This window comes from Massilibacteroides sp. (genome assembly GCF_028705895.1).
Classification (GTDB): Bacteria; Bacteroidota; Bacteroidia; order Bacteroidales; family Tannerellaceae; genus Massilibacteroides.
The window spans coordinates 13,908-28,643 of record NZ_JAQWCQ010000049.1 but is presented as its reverse complement, the minus strand read 5'-3'; the positions used below and the strand labels follow the sequence as shown (position 1 = coordinate 28,643).

Sequence of the window (14,736 nt, the reverse complement as noted above, 5' to 3'; positions counted from 1 at the left end):
ATTCTTTTTGGAAAAAGATTCTATTCTTTTTTTGAATATAAAGGATATTTTTCAGAAAATAACCTTTATATTTTCGGTAAAAAACGGGCTATTTTAGTCTAAATACAATATTTATTGGTCTAAAACGGTACTGAAAAATAAAAAGACAAGAATGGATATTTTTTACGCGTAAGTAAAAGGACGAAAAAAGTATCTATTTGTCAAAATAAAACACAAAAAATCAAAACTATTCGATTGATTTTAATGTATTGTAAATCAACAATATGAACGGGATTGATTTTGTTGGAAGCCACTGCTCTCCGTAGTCTTTAAACCTGCCAGTTTGCAGTATAGACGTATCACGATGGATGATTACCATAACAACCGGATATTTTGCCTGATCCCTTTATTCCTATATTCTTTACAGAACCACAAAAAAAGGGAAATGTCAAAATATCTGACAAATCCCTTTTTCTTCTTTCTTACAGATAAGCCCAAGACTTAACTTATCTCGATAACCTTACTCGTTTTAGGTAATTCACTCTCCGTTTTCTTAGGAATGAAAATATTCAAAACACCGTGTTCTACCTTTGCCGCAATTTTATCCTTTTCCACATTGTCCGGCAGTATCATCGTTTGTTGGAATTTAGCGTAAGAAAATTCACGTCTTAAATAGCGTCCTTCTTTCTTATCGCTATTTTCTGTCTTTTTCTCCATCGCTATTACCAGATTCTCATCTTCATCGAGGCGTATCGTAAAATCCTCTTTCGTCATTCCCGGCGCAGCAACTTCTATTTTATATTCATTCTCCGTTTCAATCACATTTATTGACGGTGCAGTTGCATTTGCTCTTACCATCCAATCGTTATCAAAGAAATCACTAAAGATACTTGGTAACCAATTTTGAGTTCTTCTTACAGGCATCATAATTACAGTCTCCTATCTTTAAATTAAACATATTGTTATTTTTGAACTTCATTTTGTTCACAAACAATAGTGCAATAAGGATGCCAGAGCAAAAAAAGGCAATAAATACATACAAAAACGTCTTATTCTATGACATTTTGTCACAACTGACTAAAATTGTCTATCTCTATTCGTGATGATAAGGTTCGTTGTTGAGGATAGTCATTGCCCGATAAAGCTGTTCGGTAAAAACAAGGCGGATCATCTGATGTGAGAAAGTCATTTTACTCAACGATATTTTTTCCTGCGCAGCAGCATAGACTGAATCACTAAATCCATAAGGCCCCCCTATCATAAAGACAAGTCGTTTAGGAACAGTATGCATTTTTTTTGCAATATAGTCTGCAAATTTCAATGAAGTAAATTCTTTTCCTTTTTCATCTAAAAGGACTACATAATCGCCCGCTTGCAAAAATTTAAGAATTAAGTCTCCTTCTTTTTCTTTCTGTTGTTCCTTAGAGAGATTTTTCACTTGCTTAACATCAGGAATTACAGACATTTCAAAAGGGATATAATGCGTCAACCTGTTCTTATATTCATTAATTGCATCCGCAAAATAACCGGCATCGGTCTTCCCGATAACACATAGTACAATCTTCATTCACTTCGATTTACAGATTAAAAAACGCTAAATTACATGAAAAATACATACCTTTGCCCCGAAGACTCACAAAATAAAGGAGGAAAATTATGAAACGATTAGTAATTACGTTCGCATTCGTACTCTCAGTTTTGGGCCTTAAGGCTGCTGATATAACAACCATATCAAACGCGTTTAAGGGAGGAAACGCTTCATCGCTTACTGCGGTTATGGACTCTGAAGTAGATATAGCAATACCCGGCACTACTAAAAAATCGAATGCGGCGGGAGCTGTGTCAGCATTAAACAGTTTCTTCAGTTCCAATAAACCAAGCGGATTCTCTGTAGTCCACCATGCTGACAAAAAAGAAAACGGCTTCTTTGTCGGCAAACTCGTTACTGCCGATAACTCTTTCCGTGTGAATGTGACGTATAGAACGGATGGAGATAAGGCAATCATTCAGTCGATCAGAATCGAATAACAAGTACAGATAAATGGATCATCTAATTGAGGATTTAATCAAATTGGCCTTTGCTGAAGATATAGGCGATGGCGATCATACTACCTTATGCAGTATTCCCGCAACAGCGATGGGAAAAAGTCAGCTAATTATTAAAGAAGACGGAGTTTTAGCCGGAGTAGAAATGGCCAAACGCATTTTTCACTATTTTGATCCGGATTTAAAAGTAACGGTCTTTATTCATGATGGTGCTGAAGTAAAAAAAGGAGATATTGCACTTACCGTTGAAGGAAAAGTGCAATCCTTATTGCAAACCGAACGTTTGATGCTGAATGTGATGCAGCGCATGAGTGGTATTGCAACAACAACAAGACGGTATGTAAAAGCTCTTGAAGGAACAAAAACACGCGTATTAGATACTCGTAAAACGACTCCCGGTATGCGTATGTTAGAGAAAGAAGCTGTAAAAATCGGAGGTGGAGTGAATCACCGCATCGGACTTTTTGATATGATTTTACTGAAAGATAATCATGTGGACTTTGCGGGAGGTATTGAGAACGCAATCACTCGCGCGCAAAATTATCTGAAAGAAAAAGGTAAAAATATGAAGATAGAAATTGAAGTTCGTAATTTTGATGAATTAGAACAGGCTATGCGTGTAGGGGGTATCGACCGTATTATGCTGGATAATTTCAACATAGAAGATACCAAAGAAGCAGTACGCAGAATTGGAGGACGCTTTGAGACTGAATCTTCCGGTGGAATAACGTTTGATACTTTAAGAGCTTATGCAGAATGTGGTGTTGACTATATTTCTGTCGGTGCTTTAACTCATTCTGTCAAAAGTTTAGACATGAGTCTGAAGGCTTGTTAAGTCTTGTCTATAAAAACTATAGGGAACGCGAAAGGAATTAATTTATTCTTGTTCGCGTTCTTTTTTTGAGACGACACCCTCGCTTAACTTGTAAACATCCCCGCTTTCGGGACAGACAGCAATCCCGGCGTTATCGAATGCCAAACGATGTCCGTATTCACTCACCCATCCCATTTGACGAGCAGGATTGCCGATTATCAACGCATATGGAGCAACATCTTTTGTTACAACTGCACCCGCTCCAATCAACGCATATTCACCGATAGTATGACCACAAACGATTGTAGCATTCGCTCCTATTGATGCTCCTCTTTTTACCAACGTTTTAATATACTGATCTTTTCGGGGAACAGCACTCCGAGGAGTAAGAACATTGGTAAACACGCAGCTTGGACCTAAAAAAACATCATCTTCGCAGCTTACTCCTGTATAGATAGAAACATTATTTTGCACCTTTACATTTCTGCCGAGCGTTACTCCGGGAGATACAACAACATTCTGTCCTATCGAGCAGTTTCGTCCTATTACCGCCCCTTCCATTATATGCGAAAAATGCCAAATCCGTGTTCCCGATCCGATGATACATCCATCATCTATTACAGCCGTTTCGTGTGCCTGATAAGTAATCATAACAGTAGTCTATTTATAAATGAGAAATATAGTCGGCTTTTTACTCAGATCCGGTAATTTTCCACCCCAGTCTTTTACGCTTTTTGTCCGGATATATTCGCTATCACAAGTAATATCTGAAGCAATACAGAGTTTAGTAGAAGGGCGACAAGTCCGCAGTAAGTCTTCCACTAATTTATTATTTCGATAAGGAGTTTCAATAAACAATTGCGTTTGGTTTTCCGTATAGATACGTCCCTCTAATTTCTTCAACATAGCTGTACGTTCACCCGCGTCTATCGGCAGGTAGCCGTGAAAGGCAAAACTCTGCCCATTAAACCCGGAAGCCATCACCGCCATAAGAATTGAAGACGGTCCAACCAACGGAACAACCGGATATCCTTTCCGTTGCGCAATAGCCACCACATCTGCACCCGGATCTGCTACAGCAGGACAACCGGCTTCAGAAATCACACCAACAGACTCCCCTTTTGCTAACGGGGCAAGATAACCTGCGACATCTTCAGGAGAAGTATGTTTGTTCAGTTCATAAAAAGTAAGCTCATCAATAACGATAGCGGGGTCTGTTTTTTTTAGAAAACGCCTTGCTGAACGTAAATTTTCTACCACAAAATGTTTGATTCCCAGAATCACCTCACGGTTATATTCCGGTAATACTCTGCGATGATCCGTCTCGCCCAAAGTAACAGGTATAAGGAAAAGCGATGCTTGCATACTGTCTGTTTTAGGCAAATGTAGTATTTTTGAGGCAAACAAGCTGAAAAAAGATGGAACTTCCTGTTGATTTTGTTATTCGCACGCGCACTTTATTAGGGGATGATTATGATCATTTTGAAAAGGCTCTCGCCACTGATACTCCGGTCAGCATCCGCTTAAACAGGCGCAAAGAATTGTCTATACCTGTATTTGGAGAACAAATCCCCTGGTGTGATATGGGGTATTATCTACCCGAACGACTGACATTCACGTTTGATCCTCTGTTTCACGCGGGCGGCTATTATGTACAGGAGGCCTCTTCCATGTTTCTGGAACAAGCAATTAGGACTTATGTAAAAGAGCCGGTCAGATGTCTTGATTTATGCGCTGCTCCCGGAGGAAAATCAACTCACTTGCTTGATCTGTTGCCCGAAGACAGTCTCTTAATCAGCAATGAAGTTATCCGCAACCGTTCCTTGATTTTAGCAGAAAACGTAACCAAATGGGGGGCTCCCAATGTCATTATATCAAATGAGGATCCGGAGAAGATCGGTCAGCTTACCCATTATTTTGATGTGATTGTCACCGATGTTCCTTGTTCAGGTGAGGGAATGTTCCGAAAAGATGAAGACAGTCGTGATGAATGGAGTATAGCCAACGTACAGCTCTGTGCCTCCCGCCAACGACGTATTATTCATGATATTTGGGATGCATTAAAACCCGGAGGAATATTGGTTTACAGCACCTGCACATACAACACGGAAGAAAATGAATCAAACATACAACATATAGCAGAAGACTTAGGGGCAGAAGTATTACCACTCTCCTACCCTGACGAATGGAATATTACAGGCGCATTAGAAGGAAATTCTCCTGTACACCGTTTCTTCCCTCACCAAACGAAAGGGGAAGGGTTTTTCCTCGCCGTTCTTCGTAAAGAAGAGGGAGATTGCAACACGGTCAAAATAAAAAAAGCGAAAGACAGAAAAAAAGAATCGATCCCGGCAGAATTTCTTCGCTGGCTGAAGCAACCGGAAAACTTCTTTCTGAACAATCACAACGGAACTATTGAAGCTTTCCCCATTATTTATAAGGAAGATTACACCTTGCTGACTGAAAAACTTAAAATTATTTCAGCCGGACTAAGGTTGGGAGAAAGCAAAGGAAAAGACCTGATTCCTCATCCTGCATTAGCTTTAAGCTCTGTTTTAGACAAAAACCGATTCAATCAAACAGAAATATCTTGGGAAGATGCGATCCGCTATCTTCGAAAAGAAGCCATTAGTCTGGATCCAAATTCTGAAAAAGGCTATCATCTTATCACCTATCAGAAATTACCGATAGGCTTTGTCAAACAGTTAGGCCACCGTTCCAACAACCTCTACCCTTCAGAGTGGAGAATACGTTCTACTTATACTCCCGATAATGTAAAAACGCTAAAAAACGATATTATATAATACGTTTGAAGATAGAAACGTATTTACAAACTTGAGAATTCAAGAATAAGAACCTCGCGAGGGGCAATACTCAGAGTATCATTAGCCAGATTAAATTGTTGCTTGTCTATTACGTTGACCGCGTTTTTTGCAGGGATGATTTCGCGATAAGGTAGTAAAGGCAGTTCTGCTTTAGTGTTACGTCCGTTTAACAGAACGACAACTGACTTGTTCCCGTATTTCCGTTCATAAACATACACTCCGGTAGAGGCTGGTGAGAAATGTTTTAAGGTTCCTTTTGCAATTGTTTCGTTCCCCCTTCTCCAATTAAGAAGAGTACGTAGGTAATTGAAGGTCTCATTTTCTTCGTCTGTACGCCCCCTCTCTGTAAAAGCATTGCGTTTATCGTCCACCCATCCTCCGGGAAAATCAAGTCGCAACATGCCGTCACCATCCGCTTTATCACCTGTCATACGTATCTCCGTGCCATAATATATTTCAGGGATACCGCGTGTTGTAAGCAAAAAGGCAAAAGCTTGTCTGAATCGTTTGAAATTGGTCGCCAATTCTTTCGTTCGCATAAAACGAGACGTGTCATGGTTGTCCAAAAAGATGAGTAGATTCATCGGGTCAGGAAAGATGATGTCCTGACTCAGGTATTCATACAACTGATTAAATCCACCGGTTCCTTCGGTTTCCTCATCAAAAACTTTTGTCATACTATTCATCAGAGGAAAATCCATAACCGACCGCAGATAAGAATTTTTCGGAGCGGCCAGTTTACTGCCTTTCTGCCAATAAGAAATAGCCGTATTGTTGGAATACCAGGTTTCGCCAACAATATTGAAATCAGGATATTCTTCCGTTATTTCTTTACACCACTCGGAAATCATATCGAAATCCACATAAGGATGTGTATCCTGACGTATTCCGTCTATGCCGCTATATTCTATCCACCAGATACTATTTTGTATCAGGTATCGGGCGACGTGTCTGTTTCTTTGGTTCAGATCAGGCATACTTTTTACAAACCAGCCATCAACAGCCATTGTTTTGTCATACGTCGAATGATAAGGATCATATTGCGGGATGGTGTTATAGGAAGTTTGTTTGTATCCTTCGGAGAAATTAAACCAATCCTTAGAAGGGCGATCCGTGAAGAAATAATGTTCGCTTCCGCAATGATTAAAGATCATATCCATGACGATTTTGAGCCCTTTATTGTGTGCTTTGTCAACCAGTCCGACAAAATCGTTATTTGTCCCGAATCGACGATCCACATTATAATAATCCGTAGCGGCATACCCGTGATAAGACCCATAAGACATATCATTTTCCAGTATGGGATTTAGCCAAACTGCAGTAATTCCCAGATCGGAGATATAACCCAACTGTTGTTCAATTCCTTTGAAATCACCACCATGACGAGCGTATTGATCCTGACGGTTTACTTTTGTGTCTCGCATACCCTGAACGAAATCATTTTCGGGATTCCCGTTTGCAAAACGGTCGGGCATAATCAGATAAAGCACATCTCCTGAATTAAAACCCTCTCTTTCGCGTGAACCTTCTTTACGTGCCTTGAGTTCATATGGAATCGTTTTCTTTTCCTTACCGGATTGTAATACGATATTAAAAGTCTCGGGCTGCGCACCCGCAATATCTAAATATAAAATCAGATAGTTACTATTCTCAAGTACTACTGTCTCTTTGAGTTTTGCAGCTTTAGCAGTAATCGAAACCTCGTATTTTGCTATATCATCCCCATAAAGGAGTATCTGTAATTCTGTATTCTGCATTCCTGCCCACCAGAAGGCCGGTTCCACTTTCTTGACTGTTGCGGATAAGGACATAAAAGATGTCACCAAGCATAATAAAGATATCAGATGTCTTCGTTTCATGATTTTATTCGTCTTTTATTGGCTGATATATAGGCGGTATTCACCCGGTTGTATTTCTATTTGTTGTCTTATTTCTGTTACCTGAATTTGTTCTCCAGTGAAAAGCTCTTTCCATGAACCGGTTTTATCAAATAAAACGGAGGCCTGCTTGATTGATAGTCCCAAATTAGCGACTGTTGTGACATAACCGTTTGCACTACGAAGTAATACTTGTTTAATATCACCTTCTCCAGTACTAACCGTAAAGTCATCAGAAGAAAATGCCGGATTATTCTTTTTCAGGTCAAGCATAGTCGAATAAACATCCAATAGTTTTTTACGTTCTGGAACCGTGACATAATCCCAACGGACAGGCTTTTTATCTAAACGCCCTTCTTCTGCACTGCTGCCGAGTTTAAAATCATAACCTAACTCTCCAAACTGCCAGATCATCTTCGGTCCCGGAAAACTAAGATAGATTACCGCTGCGGCGGCACTACGCTGTAAGCCTGTCGATAAATCCTGCACACGATAAGAACCGGACTCATTTCCCCACATTTTATTTTTGTACATAAGTCGTTCTTCATCGTGGCTTTCCATATAAGAAATAAGTTGAGGCCGAGTCCATCCCCTATCCTTGTATGACGTTCCGTTGAAAGAATTATTTTCCCATCCCATCGTTGCCTGACAATAATTATAATTCATATTACCCCATAGATAAATACCAAAGTCAGCCAATTCTTTCTCTTCTTTATTATCTGCAAGATGTTCAAATATAACCACTGCATCCGGTTTACGTTTATGAATCTCTTCTGTCATTCTCTTTAACAAGCGAATACGTGCGGCATCGTATGCCCAACCATCACCTGGAGTATTAGTAAAGCCTTTTGTAAAATCAAAACGAAAACCATCTATCTTATATTGTGTCAACCAATAACCGCATACACTATCTACAAACTGCTGTGTATATTGGCTTTCATGATTGAAATCGTATCCCCAGGAATAAGAGGAATTGGGAGAGTCAACATTATACCAGGGATTGTCGGAGGTAACTTTTCCATCCGAACCCTGATACATCCGCACCATAGGGCTTTGTCCGTAGCTGTGATTTAGTACGATATCCATAATTACAGCAATCCCGTTTGAATGGCACGCATCAATAAACGCCTTATAATCCTCTGATGTTCCATACGCTTTATCGGTTGCAAAATAGAACGAGGGATTATACCCCCAACTGTCATTCCCTTCAAACTCACTGAAAGGCATCAGTTCGATTGCATTGATTCCCAAATTTTTCAGATAGGGTAATTTTTCTCTTACGGCATTGATTGTTCGATCTTCAGTAAAATCGCGGATAAGTAGTTCATAAATGAGCAGATTCTCCGGATTTTCTACAGTGAAGTCTGCGGTTTTCCAATCATACTCTTTACGATCAGTAGATACCACCATCGCTATTTCAGTTGTCTTTCCACTTGGATAGGCAAGGATGTCAGGATATACGCTTGATAATATTTTACTGTCAAATTCCGGATCGGATATTTTGTTTGCGTAAGGATCTGCGATTCTGATTGTTTCATCAATCAGGTATTGACAAATGTATTCTTTCTCTTTGTTCAGTCCTCCGATCTTTAACCAAAAACGATCTCCGTCCTTATACATTTTGTAAGCATCCGAAATCTCCCAATTGTTGAAATCCCCGATCAACTGTACCGATTCTTTGCCCGGAGCAAACAGCACGAAAGCTAAAGAGTCATCCGTCAGCGGAGTGATCCCATCCTTCAACCCGCCCGGAAGAGGAGATTCTTTCGGTGTCTCCGGATCGATAGTTATTTCATCCGAATCTTTATCGCCACAACCAAAGAGCAGGCCGGCTAATAACAAACTGTATAGTCCTGTGTTCTTCATTTCTTCAGAGGATTTAGGGGTTGTTTTTATTTGTCTGTTTCAATAATGCTGATAGCGTAACCACCTCCCGGAGCAAGTTGTTGTTTCAGTCTGGACTTATGTGTTACTTTCATTTTACGGATTGTATAAGATTGCGGATTCGTTTTATAATCGGCATCTTTCCCGTCTGCATAAATTGTTGCCAGATATTTTTTACCCGGTTCTAAGAAATCAAAATTTATTTGGGAAAGATAACCTTTTTCTCCGGCAACACTACCCACAAACCAATTATTCGTACCCTTAGCCTTACGGGCAACCGTGATATATTCACCCGGCTCAGCTTCTAAATATTTACTCTCGTCCCAATCAATCGCTACATCTTTAATAAACTGAAACGCATCCGGAAAACGATCATAATTTTCCGGCAAGTCCGCCGCCATTTGCAACGGACTGTACATTGTAACGTAAAGAGCCAATTGATTAGCGAGTGTGGAATTTACGTGCGAATGATTATCCGGATTTATTTTACTTATTTCCATCTCAAAGATACCCGGCGTATAATCCATCGGACCTCCGATTAATCTGGTGAAAGGCAGAATGGTTACATGATTCGGCTTATTACCGCCAAAAGCCTGATATTCCGTTCCGCGAGCTGATTCATTACCGATCAGATTCGGGTAAGTGCGGCAAAGTCCGGTTGGACGTACAGCCTCATGGGCATTTACCATGATTTTATGATCAGCCGCTTTCTCAACAGCGTATTGGTAATGATTTACTAACCATTGGCCATAATGATATTCTCCACGAGGAATCATATCACCTACATAACCACTCTTTACAGAATTATAGCCATTGTCAGACATAAACTGGTAGGCATTCTCCATATGGCGTTCGTAATTACGCACTGAGGAAGAAGTTTCATGGTGCATCATCATTTTCACACCTTTGCTTTTGGCATAATCACGAATTTCTGCTACACGGAAATCATGATAAGGGGTAACAAAGTCAAAAACATAATCTTTCGATTTAGCAAACCAATCCTCCCAACCGATATTCCAGCCTTCCACTAATACTGCATCAAAACCATGCGTTGCTGCAAAATCAATATATTTTTTTACATTTTCAGTATTCGCCCCATGTTTCCCGTTTGGTTTTGCAGAAGTAAAATCAGTTTTCCCTAACTGAACCGTAGGAAACTCGTCCGTATAAGCCCAAGAGCTTTTTCCTGTAATCATTTCCCACCATACGCCAACGTATTTTACCGGTTTAATCCAGGATGTATCTTCTATTTTACAAGGCTCATTCAGGTTCAATGTCAGGTTTGAAGCCAGGATATCACGGGCGTCATCACTAATAATTATTGTACGCCAGGGTGAATGACAAGGAGCTTGCATATATCCTTTATTTCCAACAGCATCAGGCGTAAGATGAGACTGAAAAACCATCCGTTTATCATCCAGTTCCAAGTGCATACAGGAGTAATCAACTAAAGCTGCTTCATGTAAATTGAGATACAAGCCGTCGTCGGTTTTCATCATCAGGGATGTCTGTACTCCGGTCTGTGAAAATGGAGTCTGCGAAGTATTCGGAGTTATAGCCGAACGCATCAATCCTCTTATCTCAGACAAACGAGAGGTGGTATAATCATATTCCTGTGTATCATAATCGCCCGGTATCCAGAAAGCAATATGGTCACCTGTCATTGCAAATTCTGTCCGTTCTTCTTTAATAACGAAATAAGTCAGATTTGCTTGCTGGGGGAATTCATAACGAAAACCTAATCCGTCATTAAACAAACGAAAGCGGATCACCATCTGACGTTGTGTATTCTGCTGGTCTAACGTTACCTCAAGTTCATTATAATGGTTTCTGATATCTTTGGTTTCACCCCAAACCGGTTGCCATACTTCATCAAAAGAGTTTTCCTTCGTTGAAACAACGGTAAACGCATTATAGAGTGATGCCCTTTCAATTAACTCCTCTTCATTCACGTCTTGTTTTACATCAAAATCATCGAAATCAGCCGGAGATCCTGTTTTTTCTTTTTTTAGCTCCAATCCTAATCGACTGGGTTTAATTACTTCTTTCCCTTTATAAACTAAATTATATACGGGAGTCCCTTCCTGAAGAGTAAATGTCATCTGTAAATTTCCATCAGGAGAAGCGATTTGTTGCGCTTCTGCCTGATGAAATAAACAACTAATACCTATTAAAAACACAAATGATAACCTTTTCATACAACTAACTAATAAAAACTACATCTAATTTTATTCAATCTTGCCTGTTCCCTCATTAAAATCAAGTGACACTTTCATACCGGCATCAACAGGTACGGAAGCCTGATCACCTCCATTGCCACGGAATTCTATGGCACCATCATACACATTAAATTCGGCCTTCCACCAGTCGGATAATAACGGATGTTTGATTGCCATGCGTAGATTACCGCCTTGTGCAAAAACGGGTGAAACCAAGGATGTACCTTCTGCTTTGAACTTATTTTCTTCTTTATATTCCCATGCTCCTCCGTTTGCATCACCAAACAAATAAACATTTGCTTCGGTTACCGAGATCACATCTTCTTCCAGATTAATATAAATCAGGTAATATCCCGGCGTTTTAACGTTGATATTATTATTGCCTTTGGTGTATTCGCCGATAGCGTCCGTGTTTTCTTCTGCAATACCGAAGTCATCCCCCCAGCCTAACTTAACCGTCATCTTGAAACCACCTTCTTTCAAATAAGCAATCTTCCAGAATGAACTTGGCGTTCCGTTAACGGGAACAAACTCTTTTGCATCTGTTGCAGGTTCCCAGCCATTAAACGCATCTCCGACAAGGAAAAGTTGTTCCGGATATGTAGGCGGTATAACCGGATCTCCCGTAAGTACATACCGTGCGGAAAAATTACCGGCGCGGATGTCATATTTCATATAGATGCTGTATTCGCCACCAATATTGGTAACAAGATTACTACCTCCGGTTTGAAGGTCTGTATATCCTTCAGTCAACACGTTCTCCGTACCTTCTTTAGTCCCTGTAACGTCAGTGAATAGTTTTACTTTAGAAGTGGCATCGTAGGGAATCTCATATCCCCAATTACCACTATAACGGAATTTGTATTCACCGGCAGATAATGTGGTTGACATAGTCCATTCTACGGAAGTACTCGTTTCATTAAAAAGAGGCTCATTAAACGGGGTCTCTTTATCCCATCCTCCGGCAGTTGCCGCACCGATCACTCCCCAGCTAACAGGTAAAACTGAAACCTGATTCAGGCTTGTGTTAACAATGACATAATACAGACCGTCTTTGGCTACTTTGAAAGCTGCAGCACTTGCATCTAATTTGCTGATAGTAATTACATCTTCTTTTTCTTCTACCGTTTCACCTTTACCATAGCGCACAGGTTCTTGTCCGGCCTCTGTAGCTATGGAGATATTAAATTCTCCGTCTGCTTTCAACCAGGTATAGATCCCTATTACATCGTTTTTTGTTTTCTCATCCTGATCCAGACTCACTGGTTTTAAGGCAGAAGTAGAAGCCTCTCCACTGAATATTGTTGCCGTCCCTACAATGTAGGTTCCGGGTTGCGCTTCTTCAATAATTCTCCAATTCTCATTGTCTTCACAACTTGTTGCCATTCCTAATAGAAGCAAACAGGCAGACAAATAATATAGTATCTTTTTCATCTTGTAATTTCTTTACGTATTGATTTAATGTTTTATTCGTATCCCTCGTTTTGTGTCAGATTCTTATTAAGCAGGATAACATCATGAGGAATTGGAAATACATTCCTGAATGGAGCAGACGTACGTCCATCTGTTGTAACAGTTGTTGTATATTTTCCAAAGCGAACCAAATCCTGACGGCGAACAGCTTCCCAGGAAAGTTCACGGGCACGTTCATCAAGTACTTCGCTCAGACCTGCATTCGAGAAAACGTCAGCTCCAACGCGTTCGCGAATTTCATTCAGTTCGGCATCTCCATTTAATCCCTTCCGTATTTTTGCTTCCGCTTTCATTAGTAACACATCGGCATAACGGAATAATACATAGTCGATACTTTGTAGTTTCCCGGCCTGTTGAGCAGAAGGATCAATTGCATATTTTTTCCAACGTGCACCGGCTGTTTTTTCTTCGGTAGCACCAGATACGTCAACGGCAATAGCATCGGGTTTGTACTCCAACTCTACATCCCCGTCCATAACAGGTTGTCCGTCCGCTCCATTTACTTTACCCGTATAAAACGATAACTCTAAGCGTGGATCATTTTTACTTTTACGAAATGCCGTTAGCAAATCTTTCGTTGCCGAAGCCCCGTTCCATCCGTCAATAGAATAGGCTTTACCATGCGCATAATGCACGGTACGGATGATATAGTAAAATTGAGCGTTATATTTTGTAGGATCCATTGGTATCGTAAAGATATTCTCCGGAGAGGTTTCATTTCCTACACTAAAGTTAGCTGAGAAGGTAGAAGCCAGCTTATAACCTAATGCGGTGATTGAATCTGCATAAGCAATAGCAGCATCCCAGCAAACCACATTTTGCCCGTTCATCTCAAAATCCGTGCTGCCGTTCGGAGCTCCGTTATTATCCGTCCAGCTATTATCCGAATAAACCTGTGCATTCAACGCCAATTTAGCCAATAAGAAGTAAGCAACCGGACGCGTCATACGACCATAATATTCACCTTCCTTAGAACTGTTTGACGCACTTAATAAAGGAGCAGCTTCCTGCAGTTCCTTACGTACAAAATCAAATACGTCTTTACGTTCTGCTTGCTTTACATCAGAGATCTGAATATCCGATTTCTCAACGATAGGCACGCGACCGAAACAATCCAATAAATAATAATAATACATCGCGCGGATTGCTTGTACTTCAGCCTTATATACCGGTAAATAAATATTTTCCGGATCAGCCTCTATTAACGAATTCAGTTTATCAAGTGATTGATTGGACAGTCCGATAACACGATACAGATAATCCCACGTGCTCTTGAACGGAGCTTCCGATTTATCCCATTTGTGTTGATACAAACGTTTCCACAAGCCGCCGTCTTCCCAGTCACCACCACGAATAGGAAGTATGGCTTCGTCTGCCGTAAATGTTTGTATGTCATAAAGACCTCTGTCCGTTCCACCTAATCCATTACCACCATCACTTGCACCGATCTGGGTATAAAGATTAGCTACGGTATTGAGATAAATCAGTTCCGGACTTTTATATGCTTCTTCTTCGGGCATCTGATCCTTCGGGTTCTCGTCTAAAAATGAGTTGCAGGCAGAAAAACCGATCAAGGAAAATGCCAATAAGCTACTATATAATAATTTCTTTTTCATGTC

12 protein-coding genes are annotated in these 14,736 nt (G+C 40.3%); 3 read left to right on the top strand and 9 right to left on the bottom strand.

Annotation, left to right across the window (positions count from 1 at the left end; translation table 11 throughout):
• Positions 1 to 480 precede the first annotated feature (480 nt).
• Together PHT93_RS11850 and rlmH are read right to left on the bottom strand one after the other, a co-directional pair.
• Entirely contained in the window at positions 481 to 906 is a 426-nt protein-coding gene (locus tag PHT93_RS11850) for an Hsp20/alpha crystallin family protein (RefSeq protein WP_300243191.1), read from the bottom strand.
• Positions 907 to 1,072: 166 nt separating this feature from the next.
• Positions 1,073 to 1,546 (bottom strand): 23S rRNA (pseudouridine(1915)-N(3))-methyltransferase RlmH, encoded by a 474-nt coding sequence (gene rlmH / locus PHT93_RS11845; protein WP_300243188.1) that lies wholly within the window; start codon positions 1,544 to 1,546, stop codon positions 1,073 to 1,075.
• Between the two features lie 89 nt (positions 1,547 to 1,635).
• Between rlmH and PHT93_RS11840 the strand changes: the two genes are divergently transcribed.
• Together PHT93_RS11840 and nadC are read left to right on the top strand one after the other, a co-directional pair.
• Positions 1,636 to 2,007, top strand: coding sequence for a DUF4783 domain-containing protein (locus PHT93_RS11840; RefSeq protein WP_300243186.1), 372 nt, complete (start codon positions 1,636 to 1,638; stop codon positions 2,005 to 2,007).
• A 13-nt stretch (positions 2,008 to 2,020) separates the two neighbouring features.
• Complete coding sequence (gene nadC / locus PHT93_RS11835) at positions 2,021 to 2,860, top strand: carboxylating nicotinate-nucleotide diphosphorylase (protein WP_300243184.1); 840 nt, start codon at positions 2,021 to 2,023, stop codon at positions 2,858 to 2,860.
• A 42-nt stretch (positions 2,861 to 2,902) separates the two neighbouring features.
• On the opposite strand, the gene PHT93_RS11830 is transcribed toward nadC, so the two are convergent.
• The gene (locus tag PHT93_RS11830) at positions 2,903 to 3,490 is read right to left on the bottom strand and encodes an acyltransferase (protein WP_300243183.1); all 588 of its coding nucleotides are present in this window, start codon (positions 3,488 to 3,490) and stop codon (positions 2,903 to 2,905) included.
• 9 nt (positions 3,491 to 3,499) lie between these two features.
• On the bottom strand, positions 3,500 to 4,204 hold the full coding sequence (locus PHT93_RS11825) for an SAM-dependent methyltransferase (RefSeq protein ID WP_300243181.1): 705 nt from the start codon (positions 4,202 to 4,204) through the stop codon (positions 3,500 to 3,502).
• Positions 4,205 to 4,257: 53 nt separating this feature from the next.
• Between PHT93_RS11825 and PHT93_RS11820 the strand changes: the two genes are divergently transcribed.
• Positions 4,258 to 5,643, top strand: a complete 1,386-nt coding sequence (locus PHT93_RS11820; protein WP_300243179.1) for an rRNA cytosine-C5-methyltransferase — start codon at positions 4,258 to 4,260, stop codon at positions 5,641 to 5,643.
• A gap of 23 nt (positions 5,644 to 5,666) precedes the next feature.
• Here PHT93_RS11820 and PHT93_RS11815 read toward each other — a convergent pair whose 3' ends face one another.
• The 5 genes from PHT93_RS11815 to PHT93_RS11795 are packed head-to-tail and all read right to left on the bottom strand — an operon-like array spanning position 5,667 to position 14,733.
• Complete coding sequence (locus tag PHT93_RS11815; protein WP_300243177.1) at positions 5,667 to 7,523, bottom strand: glycoside hydrolase family 13 protein; 1,857 nt, start codon at positions 7,521 to 7,523, stop codon at positions 5,667 to 5,669.
• Positions 7,524 to 7,538: 15 nt separating this feature from the next.
• Complete coding sequence (locus PHT93_RS11810) at positions 7,539 to 9,407, bottom strand: alpha-amylase family glycosyl hydrolase (protein WP_300243174.1); 1,869 nt, start codon at positions 9,405 to 9,407, stop codon at positions 7,539 to 7,541.
• A gap of 26 nt (positions 9,408 to 9,433) precedes the next feature.
• Positions 9,434 to 11,623, bottom strand: coding sequence for a glycoside hydrolase family 97 protein (locus PHT93_RS11805; protein WP_300243172.1), 2,190 nt, complete (start codon positions 11,621 to 11,623; stop codon positions 9,434 to 9,436).
• A 30-nt stretch (positions 11,624 to 11,653) separates the two neighbouring features.
• A complete protein-coding gene (locus tag PHT93_RS11800) occupies positions 11,654 to 13,078 on the bottom strand; it encodes a SusF/SusE family outer membrane protein (protein ID WP_300243170.1) in 1,425 nt (474 codons plus the stop codon).
• 32 nt (positions 13,079 to 13,110) lie between these two features.
• Positions 13,111 to 14,733, bottom strand: coding sequence for a RagB/SusD family nutrient uptake outer membrane protein (locus tag PHT93_RS11795; RefSeq protein ID WP_300243168.1), 1,623 nt, complete (start codon positions 14,731 to 14,733; stop codon positions 13,111 to 13,113).
• Positions 14,734 to 14,736: the final 3 nt, after the last annotated feature.